Here is a 19817-nt window from a genome sequence, read left to right on the forward strand (position 1 = left end):
TTCAGAGCGCCGTCGACATCCGGACCGGTGCCGGAAATTTGCCCCGCGGCCCCAGCCCACGACTGGCGCCGGTAACCAGCGCCTTTTTACCTGTTAAATCGATCTGCATGATGACCTCGTTGCAAGAGTGGAGAGAATCATCATTAGGTATAGCCCGTCGGCGCGATTAACGGCTGAAGGATTCCACCTTCTCAAACGCGGCGCGCAGCACCTCAGGCGTTAACGTCACCGGCAGATAGTGAATCGACTCCACCGGGCGCAGGGTGTGGGCAATGACCTTATCCAGCTCGTCGCGGTTGTGAATATCGACGTCCAGCTCGCGAAGCGTGGTCGGCAGATTGAAGCGCTGGTACGCCGCCACCAGCTGCGCCAGCACGTCGTCCTGACCGAGCAGGGCGCTCTGCACCAGAATGCCGTAGGCCACCTTGGTGCCGTGCAGGTATTTTTCCGTCTGCGGCAGCACGGTTAAGCCGTTGTGCACCGCGTGCGCCGCCGCCACGCGGGTATAGCGCTCACCCAGACCGCCGACCATTCCGCCTCCGGCAATAATCGCATCCACCACGTCCCGGAACGCCTGCGTCTGTTCGCCGCGCTGCTGATCCGCAAGCGCTTCTTCGCTGCGTTCCAGCAGCACGTCGCGGATCGCCAGCGCACCGTTCAGGCCAAGACGCACGGTCAGCGGCAGACTCTCAGATTGAGGGGCGAGCACCGCCGCTTCGTACCACTTCGCCAGCGTATCGCCGATGCCCGCCAGCAGATATTCCGCCGGGGCGTTAAGGATGATCTGCGGCTCCACCAGCACCAGAAAGTTGGCGTCGTCAAAAATCTCAAACTGTAGCGCCTGACCGGCATCGTTGTACCAGACGGAGAGCGGGGTCCACGCCGCGCAGGTGGCGGCGATAGTGGGAATGCCTACGAACGGCACGCCCAGACGACGCGCCACGGCCTTGACGGTATCCATTACCGCACCGCCGCCCACGCCAATCACCACGCTGGTTTCACTACCCGACTCGTTCACCAGATGGGTGACGTCACGCTCGCTGCAATGGCCCTTAAACAGCAGATGTTTTGCCCCCGTCGCGTTAAAACTCTGCGGCAGATAAGGGCGTGCGCCCTCGATTGCCCGCTCGCCGTAGATCCACACCGCGCGGGAAAGCTGTTCCGGAGTAAAGAAATCATCCAGGTGGGCAAGGCTTCCCGGATGAGAGAAGTAGTTCGCCGGGCCGGGCACGACGCGGATATCGGTGTTGCTCATGAAGTTGTCCTTTTTTAGCAAGCGCTAACCCGATGTTATGTCTGGACATCCGGATGGCTAATAATATTTTGCTTTAACTTATGCCTTTTACGTCGTTGTCAGTCAACAAGAGCTGTGAAAAATTCGCTAAATCAGAAGAGTAATGAAGGATTTACGCGGATGGTTTCCAGTCGCCTTGAGATGCGCGGTATCAGCCTGGCCTTTTCCGGCTTTCAGGCCCTGTCGCGCGTGGATTTCACCCTGAACGGCGGGTCGGTGCATGCGCTGACCGGCGCCAACGGCGCGGGGAAATCGACGCTGATGGCGGTGCTGTGCGGGACGCACGATCGTTATGAAGGCGAAATCTGCATTAACAACCAGCCGGTAAGTATCCGCGAGCCGCTGGACGCCAAACGGCTGGGTATCCATCTTGTGCAGCAGGAGGTGGATGTGGCGCTCATCCCCGGGTTAAGCATTGCCGAAAACATCATGCTCGACCAGTTGGCGCATCCGGGGTACCGCTACAGCTGGCGCGCGGTTCGTCAGCAGGCGCGGCAGGCGCTGGCGCAGCTGGATGTTTCGCTCGACGTACGCCGCTCCATCGACAGTTGCACGCTGGCTGAAAAACAGCAGATTTTGCTGGCGCGGGCGCTCTCGCACCACTGCCGTTTTCTCATTCTTGATGAGCCCACCGCGCCGCTGGACGCGCACGAGAGTGAGCGTCTGTTTGCGGTAGTAAGACGTCTGCAACAGCAGGGTATCGGCGTGGTGTTTATCTCTCACCGCATTCACGAGCTGAAGGCCATCTGCGACACCCTGACGGTGCTGCGCGACGGCAGGCTGATTGAGTCCGGCCCGATGGCGGATCTGAGCGGCGAAGCGATTGTTGAGAAGATGCTCGGCCACGAGCTGAGCGATATCTATCCGCCCCCGCGCCCGCCGCACGGTGAGGAGACGCTGCTGCGGGTGGAAGGGCTGCACGACGATGCGCTGCTGAAAGATATCTCCCTGCACCTGCGCAAAGGTGAAATCCTCGGCATTGCCGGGCTGGCGGGGGCGGGGAAAACGGAACTCTGCAAGGCGCTGTTTGGCGCCAGCAAAAGCCGCGTCGCGCGCGGCGAGCTGAACCATCAGGCCTGGAAACCGCGCGATCCGGCAGACTCGGTACTGCGCGGTCTGGCGCTGGTGCCGGAGGAGCGACGCAAAGAGGGCATTTTTATCGACGAGCCGGTGAGCATGAACCTTGCCGTGTGCGCCGATAACAGCTTCTCGCGCTGGAGCCTGTTTGGTCATCGTCAGGCGTGGCGCTGGGCAGAAGAGGTGATTGGCCGCGTCGGCGTGCGCGCACGCGGGCCGGGGCAGGTGCTGCGTCGGCTTTCCGGCGGTAACCAGCAGAAGGTCGCCATCGGCAAATGGCTGCGCAATGACGCCAGCGTGCTGATATTCGACGAGCCGACCAAAGGCGTGGACGTGAAGGCCAAAACCGATCTGTTTCAGCTGATCGACGGCCTGGCGCGCGAGGGCAAAGGTGTCATTTACGCCTCGGGCGAGTTCGCCGAGCTGGTCGGGCTGTGCGACCGCATCTGCGTGCTGTGGGACGGGCGCATCGTGGCGGAAATCGCCGGAGCCGAGGCCCGGGAAGAGACACTACTTTATTATTCAACCGGAGGAACGGCGTCGTGAGCAAGGCCCTTTCAGTGAACGCGGCGGCGTCTGGCCGTCAGCAGATTTTCGATTTTCTCTACAGGTGGGGCATGCTGTTGACCGTCGTCGCGCTGGTGGCGGTGTTTGGCCTGGCGTCGGACAGCTTCCTCGATCCGAACAACATCATCAACATTCTGCGCTCGATTGCCATCGTGACGGTGATTGCCATCGGCGTCTCGATTTCGCTGACCGTCGGCGGGTTCGATCTCTCGGTGGGGTCAACCGCGTCGCTGGCGAACGCGCTGGTGATTTCGCTTTTCGTCTGGCACGGCTTCGGCACCACCGAGTCGATTCTGCTGACCCTTGCGCTCTGCACGCTGGTCGGCCTGTTTAACGCCTTTCTGATCGTCATCCTGCGCATTCCGGACATGCTCGCGACCCTTGCCAGCCTGTTTGTCATCCAGGGCGTGGCGATGACCTACAGCTACGGCGGGTCGATTACCGAGAACATGGTGCTGCCGAGCGGCGACATGGCGGAAGGGACCATTCCGGCGGCGTTCAGCCTGCTGGGGCAGGTGCCGACCATTGTGATCGTCATGCTGGTGGTGACGATTCTGGCGCAGTTGGGCCTGTCGCTGACCACCCACGGACGCCGGATGTACGCCATTGGCGGCAACCCGGAAGCCGCGCGTCTCTCCGGTATTCGCACCACGCGCTACAAGGTGGCGGCCTACGTGATCGCCTCGCTGCTGGCGGGACTGGGCGGAATTTTGCTGGCTTCGCGTATCGGTTCATCGCAGGTGAATGCGGGGGGCGGCTACCTGATGGATGCGGTGGCGGCGGCGTGGATCGGGTTCTCGCTGGCCGGGTCCGGCAAGCCGAACGCGCTGGGCACGCTGGTGGGGGCGGTGATCCTCGGCGTGCTGTCGAACGGGCTGGTGATGCTCTCCGTGCCGTATTACGCCATGGACATTATAAAAGGGCTGGTGCTCGCGATGGCACTGGCGATTACTTACATACAAAAACGCTGACAACACAACGGGATAATAAATGAAAAAGATTGCGCTCTCTTTGGTAGCTCTTGGATTACTCACTTCTTTGCCGGGCCTGGCGGCTACCCCCGCGCCGGTTCCGGCCGCCATTGCCAGCCATGACGGCCCCATTCGCATTGCGGTGATCCGCAACCTGGGCTCGGACGACAACACCACGCAGTTTGTTGCCGGGGCGATTCAGGAAGGGAAAAAGCTCGGCTTTAAGGTCAGCACGTTTTTAAGTAACGGGGACGACGCCAGATTCCAGGATTTCGTGAACCAGGCCATCAGCCAGAAATACGACGGGATTATTCTCTCTCAGGGGCGCGATCCGTACTCCACCGCGCTGGTAAAGAAGGCGGTGGATGCCGGGATTAAAGTTTCGGTGTTTGATACCGCCGTGAACGGCGAGATCCCGGGCGTAACCGTTACCCAGCAGGACGATGCCTCCCTGACCAACCTCTCTTTTGGTCAACTGGCGAAAGATTTCAACGGCAAGGCCAATATCGTCAAGCTGTGGGTCGCGGGCTTCCCGCCGATGGAGCGCCGTCAGGCGGCCTACAAAGAACTGCAAAAGCAGTATCCGGAGATTAAAGAGCTGGAGTCCATCGGCGCGGTCTCCTCTGACGTGCAGGGCGACACCGCCAACAAGGTGGGGGCGATCCTCGCGAAATACCCGAAAGGTAAAATCGACGCCATCTGGGGGACCTGGGATGCCTTCAGTCAGGGCGCGTATAAGGCGCTGAAAGAGAACGGCCGCACCGAGATCAAGCTCTACAGCATCGACATCTCCAACCAGGATCTCCAGCTGATGCGCGAGCCGGGTAGCCCGTGGAAGGTGAGCGTGGCGGTAGATCCGAAGCTGATTGGCGCGACCAACGTACGCCTGATCGCCAATAAGATTGCCGGAGAAGCGACGCCTGCCACCTACGATTTCAAGGCGGCGGCTATTCCGCAGGCGCTGCTGACCGCCCAGCCGGGCGCGGTGAACGTGGCGTCTCTGGGGAAAATCATTCCAGGCTGGGGCCAGACGGAAGATTTTATCGCGCCGTGGTTTGCGACGCTTGCCGCTAAAAACAAGTAAACCAAGCCGGGTGGCGGCTGCGCCTTACCCGGCCTACATTTCTCACCCGTAGGCCCGGTAAGCGTAGCGCCACCGGGCGTAAGGAGCATAAGGTGTCTCAATTACCCCCTCCCGAATACAGCCGCAATATGCGGCTGATTGGCCATAGCGACCAGGGCGGTCGTCCGGACGGTGTACAGCTGATGGTGCACCGTGGTTTCGCCTATATCGGTCATATGGTGTCGCAGGGCTTTTCCATTGTTGACGTGCGCGATCCGAAAAAACCAAAAGCCGCAGGTTACGTGCCCGCGCCGCCGGGTACCTGGAACGTACACCTCCAGGCGCACGACGATCTGCTGCTGGTGATTAACGCCCGGGATCTGTTTGCCGATGCGCGTTTTGCCGATGAGAAGGTCTACTACACCCGCCAGGTGGGGGAGACCGTCAGCGACGTGCAGGATAAAGTCTGGAGCGCCGGGCTTCGCGTCTTTGATATCTCCACGCCGGACAGGCCACGCGAAATCGGCTTTCTGTCGCTGAGTGGCATCGGCATTCACCGCATCTGGTACGTCGGCGGCCGCTGGGCCTACGTTTCAGCGCTGATCGACGGCTTTACCGATTACATCTTTCTGACCATCGATCTTGCGGACCCGCGTAAGCCTGAAGTCGCGGGGCGCTGGTGGCTGCCCGGGATGAACCAGGCCGAAGGTGAGAAGCCGGGCTGGCCGGAAGGCAAACGCTACGCGCTGCACCATGCGATTATTGCCGGCGACACCGCGTATGGCAGCTGGCGTGACGGCGGCCTGACGCTGCTGGACGTGAAGGACCGCACCCGGCCTAAGCTCATTAGCCACCGTAACTGGAGCCCGCCGTTTGGCGGTGGGACGCACACCGCGCTGCCGCTGCCGGACCGCGACCTGCTGGTGGTGCTGGACGAAGCGGTGCTCGACAATCAGGAAGACGGCGAAAAGCTGATCTGGCTGTTTGATATCCGCGAGCCGTCGAATCCGGTAAGTATCTCGACCTTCCCGCAGCCGGATGAAACCGACTACGTGGCGAAAGGGGCGCATTTTGGCCCGCACAACCTGCACGAGAACCGGCCGGGGAGCTTTGTCAGCTCAACGCTGATTTTTGCGACCTGGCAGAACGCGGGCGTGCGCGTGTATGACATTTCGAACCCGTATAGACCGGTGGAAACGGGGGCGCTGGTGCCCGCCGCGCCGGAAAGAATGATGGACACGCGGCCGAATCGCCCGCAGGTGATCCAGTCGTGCGACGTGTTTGTGGATGCGCAGGGGATTATTTACAGCACGGATTATAACGGCGGGATGTCGGTGATTGAGTATCTGGGGTGAGTGCGGTTTGATGCCCTCACCCCGGCCCTCTCCCACAGGGAGAGGGAGAAAATCAGCTGTACTGCCGCACTCGCGCCACCAGCTCTTCCGCGCTGTCGATGCGGTCGGCAATGACAATCAGCGCTTTACCGAGGGATATTGCATGGCGGAGGCATTCGTGGCGCATGGCTTCATCCTGGATGGTATCGATATCCGCCACGTGTGAAAGCCCGACGCTGCGGCGAATCAGCTCGGTGCCGCAGAACCCGATGGCGTCATGCCAGACCTTTTTCAGGAACGCGGAGGCATAGCCCGGCGCGCTGAGTGCGGCGTCGCGGGCTTTCTCGTTTGCCAGCGCCTGGAAGCGCTCCGCGAAGGTGTTCCACAGTTCCTGAATATCGGTCAGGCGCTGCTCGCGCGCGGCGGCGGCATCGCGAATGCCGAGGTGCCCAGGCAGGCCGCAGAAGTTCAGCAGCAGGTTGCCGATGGCGGTGCCAACGTCAAAGCCAATCGGCCCAAAATAGCCGAACTCAGCGTCGATGGCCTTCAGGCTGCCGTCGGCCACAAAAATCGAACCGCTGTGAATGTCTCCGTGCAGCAGGGCTTCGGCGTGCGAGAAAAAGCGGTGCTTGAGGGAGGCCACGGCGATTTTAAGCTGGGCGTCGTCGCGCAGGGCGGCAACATCGTTTTCCAGATCGGCCGGGTAGCTGTTGCGCGCGTGGATCTGGTACGGATCGTTAAAGAACAGATCTTCGGTGATCTCGCACATCTCCGGGTTGATGAATTTCGCTACCTGCGCTTTTTTATCGTGCGGATGCAGATAAAAATCGCTGGTGTGGAACAGGGTGTGAGCCAGATATTCCCCCAGCTGACGCGCCGCCTGGGGGTAGTAAATGTTGTTAATCAGCTCGCCGCGCCAGATGCGATGGCTGGAGAGATCTTCCATCACCATCACCGCCAGTTCCGGGTCAAAGTGGTGGATTTTCACCGTGTGCTGCGGGCTGTGCTGGTAATGCTCGACCAGGGTTTGCGCTTCAAGACGGGCACGATCCAGCGTCAGCGGCCAGGATTCGCCGACGCAGCGTACATAGGGCAGCGCCTGCTTAACGACGATGCGGCTCACGCCCGCGCGGTCGAAAATTTTAAAGACCAGGTTGAGGTTGCCGTCGCCGATTTCCTGCGCCTCTACCAGCGATGAAGGATCGTCAAGTCCGCCAAACTGCCTGGCATACTCCACGGCGTCCTGAGCGGTAAAGGTACGGTATTGCGACATGGCCTGCTCCTCAGTTTTGCTAATTAAGACATGTAGACGTCTATACATCTGGATTTCATCCTGACACAATGTGCTACAACAACGCAACAGGGAATTAACGACATGCAGACATTACAGACGACCAGCCTGCGGGTGGCGGATAATCAGCTCTTTATTCTCGACCAGCAGGCGCTTCCACAGGAGAAACGCTGGCTGGATGCCTCGACGGTCGAGGCGCTGGTCGGGCACATCCACGCCCTGCGGGTGCGCGGCGCGCCGCTGATTGGTCTCTCTGCAAGCCTGTTGCTGGCGCTGTTAGCGGAAAGCGGCAAAAGCCGCGACGAGCTGGCGGTGGCGCTGGAAACCCTGCGCGCCTCCCGCCCGACGGCGGTGAACCTGATGAACAATCTCGACCGCATGAAGCTGGCGCTGTGGCAGGAAGATTATGTTCCGGCGCTGGTGGCTGAAGCGCTGCGGCTGATTGACGAAGACAAACGGCTCTGTGACGCTATTGCCAGTGCGGGCAGCGCGCTGGTGAAGCGCGGCAGCCGTCTGCTGACCCACTGCAACACCGGCGGGCTGGCGACGGCGGGCGTCGGTACCGCGCTGGGGGTGATTGCTCGCGCGCATCAGGAAGGCAAGGTAAGCAACGTCTGGGTGGATGAAACCCGTCCGCTATTGCAGGGCGGCAGGCTGACCGCGTGGGAACTCGGCGAGCTGGGCGTACCGTATCAGCTGATTACCGACTCCATGGCCGCCAGCCTGATGGCAAAAGGGCAGGTGGACGCCGTGTGGGTGGGTGCAGACCGCATTGCCGCCAACGGCGACGTGGCGAACAAAATCGGCACCTATTCCCTGGCGGTGCTGGCGAAGTTTCACGGCATTCCGTTCTACGTCGCTGCCCCGCAAACGACCCTCGACCCGGACTGCCCGAACGGTGACGCAATCCCGATTGAGCAGCGCGCGGCCAGTGAAGTGACGGGCGTGGCGGGGAGCTTTGGCGTGGTGCAGTGGGCGCCGGAAAACGCGCAAGTCTACAACCCGGCGTTTGACGTCACCCCCGCCTCGCTGATTAGCGGCTGGGTGCTGGATACAGGCGTGGTCACGCCGGACGAGGTAGCGAAAGGGAAATTTGCCTGAGTCCGGCTATCCTTTAAGGGCGTTCCCTGAGAGGACAACATCGTGACGCTCGATCCTGACACAGACTTAAAACTGGAGCGCGTGGTGGATGCACCGCGCGACCTCAGCGATTGCGCGTCATCCGACGAAGGAGATCCGCGAGCAGCATGAGCAGATGGGCTTCCATGAAGGGTAGGGTGTTGTGCTGGATCAGCTGGTGGGGTATGTGAAGACTCTTCAACCCCCTCTCCCACAGGGAGAGGGGGCTAACCGTGCCTGTTCAGACTATGCCAGGCGTGGATACGCATCCGCAATCGCATCCCCGGTAAACTGTGCGACCCAACCCTCCGGGTTATCGAAAATACGAATCGCCGTAAAGTTCGGCTCTGAGCCCATATCAAACCAGTGCGGCGTGCCCGCGGGAACGGAAATCAGGTCGTTTTTCTCGCACAGCACCTGATACACCACATCGCCGATGTGCAGGCAGAACAATCCCGCCCCTTCCACGAAAAAGCGCACTTCGTCTTCGCCGTGAGTGTGTTCGTTCAGAAACTTCGCGCGCAGCGCCTCTTTCTGCGGATTGTCGGCGCGCAGGCTGATCACATCCCAGCTCTGGTAACCTTTCTCTGCCACCAGCTTGTCGATCGCATGCTGATAGGCCGCGATCACGGCTTCAGGCGCGGGATCGTGCCCTAAATCGCGATCCGCAGCCCAGCGTTCAAACCGCACGCCTTTGGCGTTGAGCTGTTGGGCAATCTCGGCGGCGTCGGTGCTGTGCCACTGGTGCTGACTGGCGTCTTTATCGGAATAAATGGTCAATGCGCTCATGAAGGGATCTGCTCCGGATTAATCTCGTCAAACTGGTGGATCTGATGATGATGGCTTGCGCCGTCATCTTCACCGCGAATCAGTTGCAGGGTACGAAAACCCGCCTGTTCAGCCGCGTCCAGCTCCTGATGAATATCCGACAGAAACAGGATCTGCGACGGGGCAATGCCCGTTTGCGCCGCAATATTTTGATAAGACTGCACCTCGCGCTTGGTGCCAATGTGGGTATCAAAATAGCCGCTGAACAGATGAGTAATATCACCTTCGTCGCTGTAGCCAAATAACAGTTTCTGCGCGGTGACGGAGCCAGAGGAATAAACGTAGAGATCAATCCCTTGCGCCTTCCATTTTTCCAGCGCGGGCAGTACGTCAGGATAGAGGTGTCCGGTAAAGTCACCGTTGACGTAACCGTCCTGCCAGATGATGCCTTGCAGGGCTTTGAGCGCCGTCGATTTGCGGTCTTCATCCATAAAGGTAAACAGTACGTTGATGAGATCGCTGACGCTGGCATGCGGAGCGCTGATTTCATCGCGCAGGTTGTCCAGAATCGATTTGACCGGCTCGGCGTACTGCTGCGCGGTCACGAAGGCCGCCAGCCGCTCACGCGCGTAGGGGAACAAAACATCATGGACAAAACGGATATCGCTGGTGGTCCCTTCAATATCCGTCACAATCGCGCGAATCATACTCTCTCCCATTGTCGTAAACGCATTTCGCATTCAAATAAGAATTCTAAACCTTCCAGATGCCGGCGGGCTTCGGCCACGTCGCGTCCCCAGCAGGTTAAGCCATGGCCGCGCAGAAGAAAACCATAATTAAGCGGGCGTTCCTGCGCGTAATGGGCGATGCGCGAGGCGAGGGCGTCGATGTCCTGGTCATTATCAAACACCGGGATGGCCACCGTATCCTGGTGCGTGGTCTGCCCGGTAAGGGATTTTTGCATCTCGAAACCGGTGATCTTCAACTCGGCCTCGTTGACCAGACGCGACAGCACCGTGGCATTGACGGTGTGAACGTGCAGGACGGCGTTAGCCTCGGGAAACAGGCGATAGATGAGGGTATGCAGCCCGGTCTCTGCCGACGGTTTACGGCCAGACGGCGCACGGTTGGTGGCAATTTCAACCTGTAGAAAATCGGCGGTGGTCAGGCTGCCTTTGTCTTTTCCGGATTCGCTCAGCCAGCACAGGTGTTCATCCTGACGCACGGACATATTGCCGCCGGTAGCGGGCGCCCAGCCTTTAGCGCCAATCCAGCGGCAGGCCTCGACCAGGTGTGTGAGTTGCAGGTTGTCTGTCATTTCCTTTTACCCTCTCGGTCAGGAATATTTATATCGTTTAGACGTCTAAGCGTCTTGATTGCCAAAGACTAACATCGTGTTATAGTGTCAGCAACATAAGTATTACAGGCAGGCACACTACAATGAGCAATAACCCGTTGATCCCGCAGAGTAAACTTCCAAATCTCGGCACGACGATTTTTACCCGGATGAGCGCTCTGGCGCAGCAGCATAACGCCATTAACCTCTCGCAGGGGTTCCCGGATTTTGACGGCCCGCGCTATTTGCAGGAGCGTCTGGCGTACCACGTGGCGCAGGGGGCAAACCAGTACGCGCCGATGACCGGCGTGCAGGCGTTGCGTGAAGCCATTGCGGATAAAACGGCCGAGCTGTATGGCTATAAACCTGATGCGAACAGCGATGTCACGGTAACCGCAGGGGCGACCGAAGCGCTGTATGCGGCGATAACCGCCCTGGTGCGTACGGGCGATGAGGTGATTTGTTTTGACCCAAGCTACGATAGCTACGCCCCGGCGATTGAACTGGCCGGCGGCGTAGTGAAACGCGTGGCGCTCCAGCCGCCGCATTTTCGTCCGGACTGGCAGGCGTTTGCCGCGCTGCTGAGCGATAAAACCCGGCTGGTGATCCTGAATACGCCGCACAACCCATCGGCGACGGTGTGGCAGAAGAGCGATTTTGCCGCCCTGTGGCAGGCCATCGCCGAACGTGAAATCTATGTTCTGAGCGACGAGGTGTATGAGCATATCTGCTTCGCCGAAGAGGGGCATGCCAGCGTGCTGGCGCATCCGCAGCTTCGTGAGCGTGCAATCGCGGTATCGTCATTTGGCAAAACCTACCATATGACCGGCTGGAAGGTCGGGTACTGCGTGGCGCCCGCCGCCATCAGCGCTGAGCTGCGTAAAGTGCACCAGTATCTGACGTTTGCGGTGAACACACCCGCTCAGCTGGCGCTGGCGGACATGTTGCGCAGCGAACCCGGACACTACCGCGAGCTGCCGGATTTTTACCGTGCGCGTCGGGATCGGTTTGTGGCTGCGTTGAGCCAGAGTCGGCTGGAGATTTTACCCTGTGAAGGTACTTACTTCCTGCTGGCCGACTACAGCGCGATTTCCGATCTGGACGACGTGAGTTTCTGCCAGTGGCTGACGAAAGAGGTGGGTGTGGCGGCCATCCCGCTGTCGGTGTTCTGCGCCGATCCCTTCCCGCATAAGCTGATCCGGCTTTGCTTTGCGAAGCAGGAATCGACGCTGCTGGCAGCGGCTGCGCGGTTAAACGCGCTCTGACTATTTCACCGTCCAGGCTTCAGAAAAACGACGGTCTGCGAAGAGTTCGAGCAGACCGTTGATTTGTTTGAGGCGCAGCACTTCGTCGCTATCCATACCCAACTCCTGGCCAATTTTCTGCTCACTCCAGCCCATAAGCACCAGCTCGCGCACGATTTCTGACATGGCGTTGATCTGGTGGCGTCCGCGCGCGCGGTTGTGGCGAATGGTCGCAGCCATGCGGTCGAACTTTTCCTGCCGCGCTTTACGCAGGCAGGTGACAGGAAGGTAACCCTTAAGCTGGCGCTTCAGGGGCGCCCGGTTACTGCCGATATCATGGCGGTGAAAACCATCGACAATTTCGTAGTGCTGTGGCGCATTTTCCGTCACCACGATAGGCTGTGTGAATCCATCCAGCTCCAGTGACTTGCTGAGCAGCCGCTTTTCCGGTGGCGCGACGTTATTTGGGTTGTAATCGTTAGCGCTGATGTTTGTCTTTTTTATCCACAATACGCAATCGACGGGCTGATCGCGAAAAGGGCTGATTTCATGTAATGCCTGACGAAACGCATTAATAGCGGCTATTCGCTCTTCCTCAGAAAGTGCCTGAAGGTACGTTTCCATTTCGGTGATTATTCGTTGTTGCATAAAATCCCCCATTCCTTGCGTTTTGCTTTCACTCTGTCGCTGTAGCGCTGATAGTGTTTGGGCTTATTTGGGCTAAACGAAAGTGCCCGGCACCAATAGTCATTGTTGAGTAAAACCTTACAAATGCGTCGCCAGGAGGGGATATCTTTTGCACCAATGTCACCCTCCTGCGTATCGGGAATATCGTTCATGCCTCGCTTTTGATACCAGTGGAGATAAACCGCGATTTTATTGCGGTAATGTTCCGCCGTATTTTGCGGCATGCTGTCGAGTAGCAGCATGGCGTATTCGCGCCAGCCAAGATGGTCTGGTTTCAGGATCTTCCGGTGGCCATAAAAATGGTTATCGTGCCCGGCATAAATACCGCCGCTGCGCACCCCGCAGGCACGCTCACACATCGCCGCCCAGCGTTCGGGTTCAATGACATGATAGAGCCACAAGCCCTGACGCTGTTCCGGGCCAAACGGTTCGCAGATGCGCATATAACGCGGCGGCACCCCCGCCTTGTACATCAGGTCGTATAACGGGTTATAGCAACATTTTGATTTCGCGAACCACGTCCAGATGTCGGCGGTTTTCCAGTCGTACAGAGGGTAGATGTACCAGGTGTGCCCGCCCGGTGCGACGGTCGTCCAGGGTTTATCGTCAGAAAAGCGCTGCTTACGTGCCGACGCGATAGCCAGAAAGCGGTTGTAGGATTCATCGGCGCGGATCCCCACCATAACGGCGGCAGGACGTTTTTGCGCATACCATTCGGCAAACTCTCGCACGAAGACTTCAAACGTCATTCCCTGCTGATAAAAATCGAAATAGTGATAATCGGTAATGGCATCTTCCGGTGGCTGGCGAACCCAGTTTGTCCCGGGTTCCCAGCACTGCCATTCAGGTTGAAACTGTGACAGGGCGTTCTGGGTCGTGAGCGGAAGCGCTACCCACCAGAACTGATGGATAACATCCCGATACAGCGTTCTCATCGTGTCAACATGCTGAATGGTTGAGGAGAATTGCGCTTCCCAGTCCAGAAAGATGACATCTATTTTTCGCTTTAATTGCCGTGCTTGCTGGGCAACGAGATGCAGCATCACGGTAGAATCTTTTCCACCGGAAAAGGAAACGCATACCCTGGAGAAATTGTTTAGCGTCCAGTCTATGCGTTCCGCTGAAGCGTCTAAAACATTTTCCTGTAAAGGGATTTTATAGATCGACATGGTTAATCGCATCCTGCGTGTTAAATGTCTGGAAAAAATTAAGACGATATTATGAAATCATTTTTCATTATTTTCACGGGATCATTTTTTCAGTTTGCGATTTTTATATTCATCATATAAATGATTTTACGCAGATGGAGCGGAAAGACAGAGTTTATGCATTTTCTCAATGAACGTTGAAAAAACGCTGCTGTTCAGCGATGAACGGCTGTAAAGCATATAGACATGTATTTCGGGCAATTCAAATGGGGCGGCGGTCCGTTTTAATTTTAACGTCTCTTTATAGGCTTCATAGATTGATACGGGTATAAAGCCTAACAGATCAGATGAACTGACCATGGAGATAAGCGAGCTGATGGAGTCCGTGCGAAAAGCAATATTTCTTTCCGGGAAAACGTCATTGGCGCGATTCTGGAACTCTTTAACGCCCGGGTGCGCACTCTGGTAAAAGGTGAATTTTTCCCGGTATAACGCCTCGAGACTGACCGTATCGGCGAGTCTTGGATGGTTTTCTCGGCAGATTAACGCTATTGGCACCGTGGCAAAGTGAGAACACACCACAGAGCGATTCTTAATTGGGGCAATAGTAAAGATCAGGTCGGCTTTACGGTAGGCGAGCAGGTCCTCTGCGGATTCCGGAGAGATAAGCATATCTCGTTGTTCTATCTCATAATTATCCTCTGACATTAGCAGCTTCATTGGTTCGAGCATATAGCCGGGCGACATCATTTGAGAGCAATAGATAACGAACTTTTTCTTGATGTCCGAGTGATGCATCATGTTGATCGTCTGCTCAATTTGGTTGAGATTCTGTTCAAGATGATGATGCAGGTTGGTGCCCACCGTGGTCGGCGTAATTCCCTTACCTGAGCGGATGAACAGGGGGTCATTGAGCTGGCCACGCAGACGTTGCAGCGACTGGCTCACGGCGGATGGCGTGATATAAAGTGTCTCGGCAGCCTTACTGATACTGAGATGTTGGTAAATGCATTCGAAGATGACTAACAGATTGAGATCGAATTTTTTTAGGTCGTAGAGGTTGGCCATGTTTCGTCCTGAGTGTGCTGTGTTTGCTGTCGTTATCACATCATGGAGTACGACAGAGGGAAGTTACCTTTAACAATCCGTGGGGGTAACTCGCTTAATTTAAAAATTAAGTGATCTTAATATATCACGGCTTTGGATTATTGAAACACAACTTCAAGATTTATTAAGATAATTTTATCTTTAAAGTGTGATTGAATTATTTGAATGACAACTGGCATTTATATATAGCGCGAAATTTATAATGAAATTAAATTTATAACGTTTCTGAGACCTGTTCGATTCTGCCTATCACAACCATAGGCAGGACTATCCCTCTTATGCATTGCTCAATGCGCGCACGGATGCTGTAATCAAACCGCTGTTACGGCCTTGATACAAGGTATGTAGAGCGCAACGCAACGCCAGCTTCGGCTGGCACTGAATGTACCTGCGGGGAATTCAGGTATCAGGGCCGCCCGTTGAGGCGGCCTTTTTACTTTCAGGCTTTCCTGTAAAAGGTTCACCTTGCTGTCTTGTTGCTGTTGTAAGGTTTGGCTGATTGATTTGATAAAGCATACGCATTAGCCCCGATGAACAAAGTTGGTTACCTTACATCTCAACGAAAACACGGAGGAAGTACAGATGTCCTTGATTAACACCAAAATTAAACCTTTCAAAAACCAGGCGTTCAAAAACGGTGAGTTCATCGAAGTAACTGAGAAAGATACCGAAGGCCGCTGGAGCGTGTTCTTCTTCTATCCGGCTGACTTCACCTTCGTTTGCCCGACCGAACTGGGCGACGTGGCAGACCACTACGAAGAACTGCAAAAGCTGGGCGTAGACGTTTACTCTGTTTCTACCGATACCCACTTCACCCACAAAGCGTGGCACAGCAGCTCTGAAACTATCGCGAAAATCAAATACGCGATGATCGGCGACCCGACTGGCGCCCTGACCCGTAACTTCGACAACATGCGTGAAGATGAAGGCCTGGCAGACCGCGCGACCTTCGTTGTTGACCCGCAGGGCATTATCCAGGCTATCGAAGTTACCGCTGAAGGTATCGGCCGTGATGCATCTGACCTGCTGCGCAAAGTGAAAGCGGCTCAGTACGTTGCTTCTCACCCAGGCGAAGTGTGCCCGGCGAAATGGAAAGAAGGCGAAGCGACGCTGGCGCCATCTCTGGACCTGGTCGGCAAGATCTAAGTCTGTAAAGCCTGGCGGCGCTACGCTTGCACAGGCCTACAGTATCGTAGGCCGGGTAAACGAAGTGCCACCCGGCAATCAATGGGCGCTCCCCGCGCCCATTTCATTCCAGCACCATGATGCAAGTTGCATTCAGGCAGCCCGTATAAGGCGGCTTGCATGATGACGTTTTAAGAGAGGGAAGAATAATGCTCGACGCTAACATGAAAACCCAGCTCAAGGCCTACCTTGAGAAACTGACCAAACCTGTTGAGCTGATTGCCACGCTGGACGACAGCGCGAAATCGGCAGAAATCAAAGCGCTGCTGACAGAGATTGCTGAGCTGTCGCCGAAGGTGACCTTCAAAGAAGACAACACGCTGGCAGTCCGTAAGCCTTCTTTCCTGATCGCCAACCCAGGGTCTGACCAGGGGCCGCGTTTCGCGGGCTCTCCGCTGGGGCACGAATTTACGTCCCTGGTGCTGGCGCTGCTGTGGACCGGTGGTCATCCGTCAAAAGAAGCGCAGGCGCTGCTGGAGCAGATCCGCGATATCGACGGTGATTTTGAGTTTGAAACCTATTACTCACTCTCCTGCCACAACTGTCCGGACGTGGTGCAGGCGCTGAACCTGATGTCAGTCCTCAACCCACGCATTAAGCACACGGCGATTGACGGCGGTACGTTCCAGAACGAAATCACCGAGCGCAACGTGATGGGCGTTCCGGCGGTTTACCTGAATGGTCAGGAGTTCGGCCAGGGGCGTATGACCTTGACCGAAATCGTCGCCAAAGTGGATACCGGCGCAGAAAAACGTGCGGCGGAAGAGTTGAACCAACGCGATGCGTACGACGTACTGATTGTTGGCTCCGGCCCGGCGGGCGCGGCGGCAGCGGTCTACTCCGCACGTAAAGGGATCCGTACCGGTCTGATGGGGGAGCGTTTCGGTGGTCAGGTTCTGGATACCGTTGACATTGAAAACTACATTTCCGTGCCGAAAACCGAAGGCCAGAAGCTGGCCGGGGCGTTGAAAGCGCACGTCAGCGACTACGACGTGGATGTCATTGACAGCCAGAGCGCCAGCAAACTGGTTCCGGCGGCGGTCGAGGGTGGTTTGCACCAGATTGAAACAGCGTCCGGCGCGGTGCTGAAGGCGCGCAGCGTGATCATTGCCACCGGCGCGAAATGGCGCAACATGAACGTCCCGGGCGAAGATCAGTATCGCACCAAAGGCGTGACCTATTGCCCGCACTGTGACGGCCCGCTGTTCAAAGGTAAACGCGTCGCGGTGATCGGCGGCGGTAACTCCGGCGTGGAAGCGGCTATCGATCTGGCGGGAATTGTTGAACACGTTACCCTGCTGGAGTTCGCCCCTGAGATGAAAGCGGACCAGGTGTTGCAGGATAAAGTACGTAGCCTGAATAACGTCGATATTGTGCTCAATGCCCAGACGACAGAAGTGAAAGGCGACGGCAGCAAAGTGACCGGTCTGGAATACCGTGACCGCGTGAGTGGCGATATCCACAGCGTGGCGCTGGCAGGGATCTTTGTTCAGATTGGCCTGCTGCCAAACACCACCTGGCTGGAAGGCGCGATTGAGCGCAACCGCATGGGCGAGATCATCATTGATGCGAAATGCGAAACCAGCGTGAAGGGCGTATTTGCGGCGGGCGACTGCACCACCGTGCCGTACAAACAGATCATCATCGCCACTGGCGAAGGTGCGAAAGCGTCGCTGAGCTCGTTTGATTATCTGATCCGCACCAAAACCGCATAATAAAAGAAAGCAAGACGACACCTGCAATGCCAGAGGCCACCAAAAGGTGGCCTCTTTTTTTATCTCACGACCATCACCGGAATGTGGGTGTGGCGGATCACGCTGGAGGCGTTCGACCCCAGCAGGTGAGTGGTGATGGAAGGGTTACGTGAACCAATCACTACCACGTCGGCATTTAATTCCCCCGCCAGCTCATTAACGGCGTCGCGCACGCTACCGAACCGGACGTGGGTTTTGATGCGGGAAGGATCGATGCTGAAGTGCCCGACCATGGTTTGCAGGCGTGTCTCGGCTTCATGCTGTAAATGCTCTTCAAAACGACGCACATCAGCAGCGAAACGATGCAGGCTCAGGCTGGCAGAGCCCGGTAAAACATGCAGAAGATGAATAACTCCGTCCTGCTGCGCGAGAAATTCCGCGTGACGTACAGCCTTATCACTCAGTTCCATTTCGAAAACATCAACCGGCATAATGATTGTTTGATACATAACCGTTTCTCCTTGTTTATAAACGCTGAAATCATTCAACCACAAAATATAAAAGGTTTCTGTAATCCCGACAGCACTTTTTTATCTCGCCAGGATAAATCTCAAAACAGCCGGATTCCGGGGCAGATCCCGAGAGGTAGCTACCCTTTTATAAGCTTACCCACACCCTTTCGGAGGTTGCATGAAAGCTCTCACCTATCACGGTCCACATCATGTTCGGGTCGATAATGTCCCCGATCCGGGCATCGAACAGCCTGACGATATCATCCTGCGCGTAACGGCCACGGCGATCTGTGGTTCTGATTTGCATCTTTATCGCGGAAAAATTCCCAAGGTCCAGCACGGCGATATCTTTGGTCATGAATTTATGGGCGAGGTGGTGGAGTGCGGGAGCGAAGTGAAAAACGTGCAGAAAGGTGACCGGGTGGTGATCCCGTTTGTGATTGCCTGCGGTGACTGCTTCTTTTGCCAGATGCAACAGTACGCGGCCTGCGAAAACACGAACCGCGGGCAGGGCGCGGCGCTGAACAAAAAGCAAATTCCCGCCCCTGCCGCGCTGTTTGGCTACAGCCATCTTTACGGCGGCGTGCCGGGCGGACAGGCGGAGTATGTGCGCGTCCCGAAAGGCAACGTGGGGCCGTTTAAAGTGCCCCAGCTGCTGTCTGACGACAAAGCGCTTTTCCTGTCAGATATTCTGCCTACCGCCTGGCAGGCGGCGAAAAATGCGCAGATCCAGAAAGGCTCCAGCGTCGCCGTATTCGGGGCCGGGCCGGTGGGGTTACTGACCATTGCCTGCGCGCGGCTTCTCGGCGCAGAGCAGATTTTCGTGGTTGACCATCATCCCTATCGACTGCGGTTTGCCCAGGAGCGCTACGGCGCGATCCCGATTAACTTTGATGACGATAACGACGCGGCGGAGAAAATCATTGAGCAAACGGCCGGACAGCGCGGAGTGGATGCGGTGATTGATGCCGTCGGGTTTGAGGCCAAAGGCAGCACCACGGAAACGATCCTCAGTAACCTGAAAATTGAAGGCAGCAGCGGCAAAGCCCTGCGCCAGTGCATTGCTGCGGTGCGACGCGGCGGCGTGGTCAGCGTGCCGGGCGTGTACGCCGGTTTTATTCACGGCTTCCTGTTTGGCGATGCCTTCGATAAAGGGCTGAGCTTTAAGATGGGGCAGACCCACGTCCATGCCTGGCTGGGAGAGCTGCTGCCGCTCATCGAAAAAGGGCTGCTTACCCCAGAAGATATTGTGACCCACTATCTTCCGCTGGCTGATGCGGAGCGCGCCTATAAGATCTTCGAAAAACGGGAGGAGGAGTGCCGCAAGGTGATCCTGGTGCCTGGCGCAGACACCCCGGAGGCAGCGCAGCAGAAAGTGAAGGGACTGGTGAATGCCTTCCCCGGCGGCGTTGTGTGAGGT

Annotated in this window: 18 protein-coding genes and 1 pseudogene; 10 read left to right on the forward strand and 9 right to left on the reverse strand. The window is 57.0% G+C overall.

The window, feature by feature from the left end:
• Nucleotides 1-166: 166 nt before the first annotated feature.
• Entirely contained in the window at nt 167-1255 is a 1089-nt protein-coding gene (locus ACOTWU_RS00420) for an oxidoreductase (protein ID WP_048973963.1), read from the reverse strand.
• Between the two features lie 159 nt (nt 1256-1414).
• Here ACOTWU_RS00420 and ACOTWU_RS00425 point away from each other — a divergent pair, with 159 nt between their 5' ends.
• The 4 genes from ACOTWU_RS00425 (at nt 1415) to ACOTWU_RS00440 (ending at nt 6327) form a co-directional block, all read left to right on the forward strand.
• Nucleotides 1415-2917 carry a sugar ABC transporter ATP-binding protein gene (locus tag ACOTWU_RS00425; protein WP_126499156.1) on the forward strand — a complete coding sequence of 501 codons (1503 nt, stop codon included), beginning with the start codon at nt 1415-1417 and terminating at the stop codon, nt 2915-2917.
• Entirely contained in the window at nt 2914-3909 is a 996-nt protein-coding gene (locus ACOTWU_RS00430) for an ABC transporter permease (protein WP_032103096.1), read from the forward strand. Before ACOTWU_RS00425 ends, ACOTWU_RS00430 begins: the two co-directional genes overlap by 4 nt.
• A 19-nt stretch (nt 3910-3928) precedes the next feature.
• Nucleotides 3929-4993 (forward strand): sugar ABC transporter substrate-binding protein, encoded by a 1065-nt coding sequence (locus tag ACOTWU_RS00435; RefSeq protein ID WP_015571167.1) that lies wholly within the window; start codon nt 3929-3931, stop codon nt 4991-4993.
• A gap of 92 nt (nt 4994-5085) precedes the next feature.
• Nucleotides 5086-6327 (forward strand): LVIVD repeat-containing protein, encoded by a 1242-nt coding sequence (locus tag ACOTWU_RS00440; RefSeq protein ID WP_206513927.1) that lies wholly within the window; start codon nt 5086-5088, stop codon nt 6325-6327.
• Nucleotides 6328-6379: 52 nt separating this feature from the next.
• On the opposite strand, the gene mtnK is transcribed toward ACOTWU_RS00440, so the two are convergent.
• Nucleotides 6380-7579 carry an S-methyl-5-thioribose kinase gene (gene mtnK, locus ACOTWU_RS00445; protein WP_045334385.1) on the reverse strand — a complete coding sequence of 400 codons (1200 nt, stop codon included), beginning with the start codon at nt 7577-7579 and terminating at the stop codon, nt 6380-6382.
• A gap of 102 nt (nt 7580-7681) precedes the next feature.
• Between mtnK and mtnA the strand changes: the two genes are divergently transcribed.
• Entirely contained in the window at nt 7682-8698 is a 1017-nt protein-coding gene (gene mtnA / locus ACOTWU_RS00450) for an S-methyl-5-thioribose-1-phosphate isomerase (RefSeq protein WP_126499157.1), read from the forward strand.
• A gap of 103 nt (nt 8699-8801) precedes the next feature.
• Nucleotides 8802-8873, forward strand: a pseudogene (locus ACOTWU_RS00455) (polyketide cyclase); the annotation flags it as partial.
• Nucleotides 8874-8962: 89 nt separating this feature from the next.
• Here the strand turns inward: ACOTWU_RS00455 and ACOTWU_RS00460 are convergent.
• The 3 genes from ACOTWU_RS00460 to ACOTWU_RS00470 are packed head-to-tail and all read right to left on the reverse strand — an operon-like array spanning nt 8963 to nt 10802.
• The gene (locus ACOTWU_RS00460) at nt 8963-9505 is read right to left on the reverse strand and encodes a 1,2-dihydroxy-3-keto-5-methylthiopentene dioxygenase (protein ID WP_045340908.1); all 543 of its coding nucleotides are present in this window, start codon (nt 9503-9505) and stop codon (nt 8963-8965) included.
• Nucleotides 9502-10191 (reverse strand): acireductone synthase, encoded by a 690-nt coding sequence (mtnC, locus tag ACOTWU_RS00465; RefSeq protein ID WP_045340906.1) that lies wholly within the window; start codon nt 10189-10191, stop codon nt 9502-9504. The genes ACOTWU_RS00460 and mtnC overlap by 4 nt, the downstream gene beginning before the upstream one ends.
• Nucleotides 10188-10802: a methylthioribulose 1-phosphate dehydratase gene (locus tag ACOTWU_RS00470; RefSeq protein ID WP_017382494.1), complete on the reverse strand. Its 615-nt coding sequence runs from the start codon at nt 10800-10802 to the stop codon at nt 10188-10190. The genes mtnC and ACOTWU_RS00470 overlap by 4 nt, the downstream gene beginning before the upstream one ends.
• A gap of 122 nt (nt 10803-10924) precedes the next feature.
• Between ACOTWU_RS00470 and ACOTWU_RS00475 the strand changes: the two genes are divergently transcribed.
• A complete protein-coding gene (locus ACOTWU_RS00475; protein WP_017382493.1) occupies nt 10925-12085 on the forward strand; it encodes a pyridoxal phosphate-dependent aminotransferase in 1161 nt (386 codons plus the stop codon).
• Here the strand turns inward: ACOTWU_RS00475 and ACOTWU_RS00480 are convergent, their stop codons facing one another.
• From ACOTWU_RS00480 to citR, 3 genes are all read right to left on the reverse strand, one after another.
• A complete protein-coding gene (locus ACOTWU_RS00480; protein ID WP_017382492.1) occupies nt 12086-12712 on the reverse strand; it encodes an IbrB-like domain-containing protein in 627 nt (208 codons plus the stop codon).
• Nucleotides 12697-13920: a phosphoadenosine phosphosulfate reductase gene (locus ACOTWU_RS00485; protein WP_017382491.1), complete on the reverse strand. Its 1224-nt coding sequence runs from the start codon at nt 13918-13920 to the stop codon at nt 12697-12699. Before ACOTWU_RS00485 ends, ACOTWU_RS00480 begins: the two co-directional genes overlap by 16 nt.
• A gap of 126 nt (nt 13921-14046) precedes the next feature.
• Nucleotides 14047-14967 carry a DNA-binding transcriptional repressor CitR gene (citR, locus tag ACOTWU_RS00490; RefSeq protein WP_126499159.1) on the reverse strand — a complete coding sequence of 307 codons (921 nt, stop codon included), beginning with the start codon at nt 14965-14967 and terminating at the stop codon, nt 14047-14049.
• A 621-nt stretch (nt 14968-15588) separates the two neighbouring features.
• Here citR and ahpC point away from each other — a divergent pair.
• Both ahpC and ahpF read left to right on the forward strand, forming a co-directional pair.
• Nucleotides 15589-16152, forward strand: a complete 564-nt coding sequence (gene ahpC / locus ACOTWU_RS00495) for an alkyl hydroperoxide reductase subunit C (protein WP_014882974.1) — start codon at nt 15589-15591, stop codon at nt 16150-16152.
• A 188-nt stretch (nt 16153-16340) separates the two neighbouring features.
• Nucleotides 16341-17906 carry an alkyl hydroperoxide reductase subunit F gene (gene ahpF / locus ACOTWU_RS00500; RefSeq protein ID WP_017382489.1) on the forward strand — a complete coding sequence of 522 codons (1566 nt, stop codon included), beginning with the start codon at nt 16341-16343 and terminating at the stop codon, nt 17904-17906.
• Between the two features lie 59 nt (nt 17907-17965).
• Here ahpF and uspG read toward each other — a convergent pair whose 3' ends face one another.
• The gene (uspG, locus tag ACOTWU_RS00505; RefSeq protein WP_006809652.1) at nt 17966-18394 is read right to left on the reverse strand and encodes a universal stress protein UspG; all 429 of its coding nucleotides are present in this window, start codon (nt 18392-18394) and stop codon (nt 17966-17968) included.
• Nucleotides 18395-18575: 181 nt separating this feature from the next.
• Between uspG and ACOTWU_RS00510 the strand changes: the two genes are divergently transcribed.
• Nucleotides 18576-19814 (forward strand): zinc-dependent alcohol dehydrogenase, encoded by a 1239-nt coding sequence (locus ACOTWU_RS00510; protein WP_015571156.1) that lies wholly within the window; start codon nt 18576-18578, stop codon nt 19812-19814.
• Nucleotides 19815-19817: the final 3 nt, after the last annotated feature.

It is taken from the genome of Enterobacter cloacae complex sp. GYL001 (assembly GCF_049237125.1).
In the GTDB taxonomy this organism is placed as follows: domain Bacteria; phylum Pseudomonadota; class Gammaproteobacteria; order Enterobacterales; family Enterobacteriaceae; genus Enterobacter; species Enterobacter hormaechei_C.

Excerpts from the sequence above, each read along its gene's own strand:
- ACOTWU_RS00510 (WP_015571156.1), top strand. The coding sequence starts at position 18,576 with ATGAAAGCTCTCACCTATCACGGTCCACATCATGTTCGGGTCGATAAT.
- uspG (WP_006809652.1), bottom strand. The coding sequence starts at position 18,394 with ATGTATCAAACAATCATTATGCCGGTTGATGTTTTCGAAATGGAACTG.
- ACOTWU_RS00480 (WP_017382492.1), bottom strand. The coding sequence starts at position 12,712 with ATGCAACAACGAATAATCACCGAAATGGAAACGTACCTTCAGGCACTT.
- ACOTWU_RS00460 (WP_045340908.1), bottom strand. The coding sequence starts at position 9,505 with ATGAGCGCATTGACCATTTATTCCGATAAAGACGCCAGTCAGCACCAG.
- ACOTWU_RS00435 (WP_015571167.1), top strand. The coding sequence starts at position 3,929 with ATGAAAAAGATTGCGCTCTCTTTGGTAGCTCTTGGATTACTCACTTCT.
- ACOTWU_RS00425 (WP_126499156.1), top strand. The coding sequence starts at position 1,415 with ATGGTTTCCAGTCGCCTTGAGATGCGCGGTATCAGCCTGGCCTTTTCC.
- ahpC (WP_014882974.1), top strand. The coding sequence starts at position 15,589 with ATGTCCTTGATTAACACCAAAATTAAACCTTTCAAAAACCAGGCGTTC.
- mtnA (WP_126499157.1), top strand. The coding sequence starts at position 7,682 with ATGCAGACATTACAGACGACCAGCCTGCGGGTGGCGGATAATCAGCTC.
- ACOTWU_RS00475 (WP_017382493.1), top strand. The coding sequence starts at position 10,925 with ATGAGCAATAACCCGTTGATCCCGCAGAGTAAACTTCCAAATCTCGGC.
- ACOTWU_RS00420 (WP_048973963.1), bottom strand. The coding sequence starts at position 1,255 with ATGAGCAACACCGATATCCGCGTCGTGCCCGGCCCGGCGAACTACTTC.
- ACOTWU_RS00485 (WP_017382491.1), bottom strand. The coding sequence starts at position 13,920 with ATGTCGATCTATAAAATCCCTTTACAGGAAAATGTTTTAGACGCTTCA.
- mtnC (WP_045340906.1), bottom strand. The coding sequence starts at position 10,191 with ATGATTCGCGCGATTGTGACGGATATTGAAGGGACCACCAGCGATATC.
- citR (WP_126499159.1), bottom strand. The coding sequence starts at position 14,967 with ATGGCCAACCTCTACGACCTAAAAAAATTCGATCTCAATCTGTTAGTC.
- ACOTWU_RS00470 (WP_017382494.1), bottom strand. The coding sequence starts at position 10,802 with ATGACAGACAACCTGCAACTCACACACCTGGTCGAGGCCTGCCGCTGG.
- mtnK (WP_045334385.1), bottom strand. The coding sequence starts at position 7,579 with ATGTCGCAATACCGTACCTTTACCGCTCAGGACGCCGTGGAGTATGCC.
- ahpF (WP_017382489.1), top strand. The coding sequence starts at position 16,341 with ATGCTCGACGCTAACATGAAAACCCAGCTCAAGGCCTACCTTGAGAAA.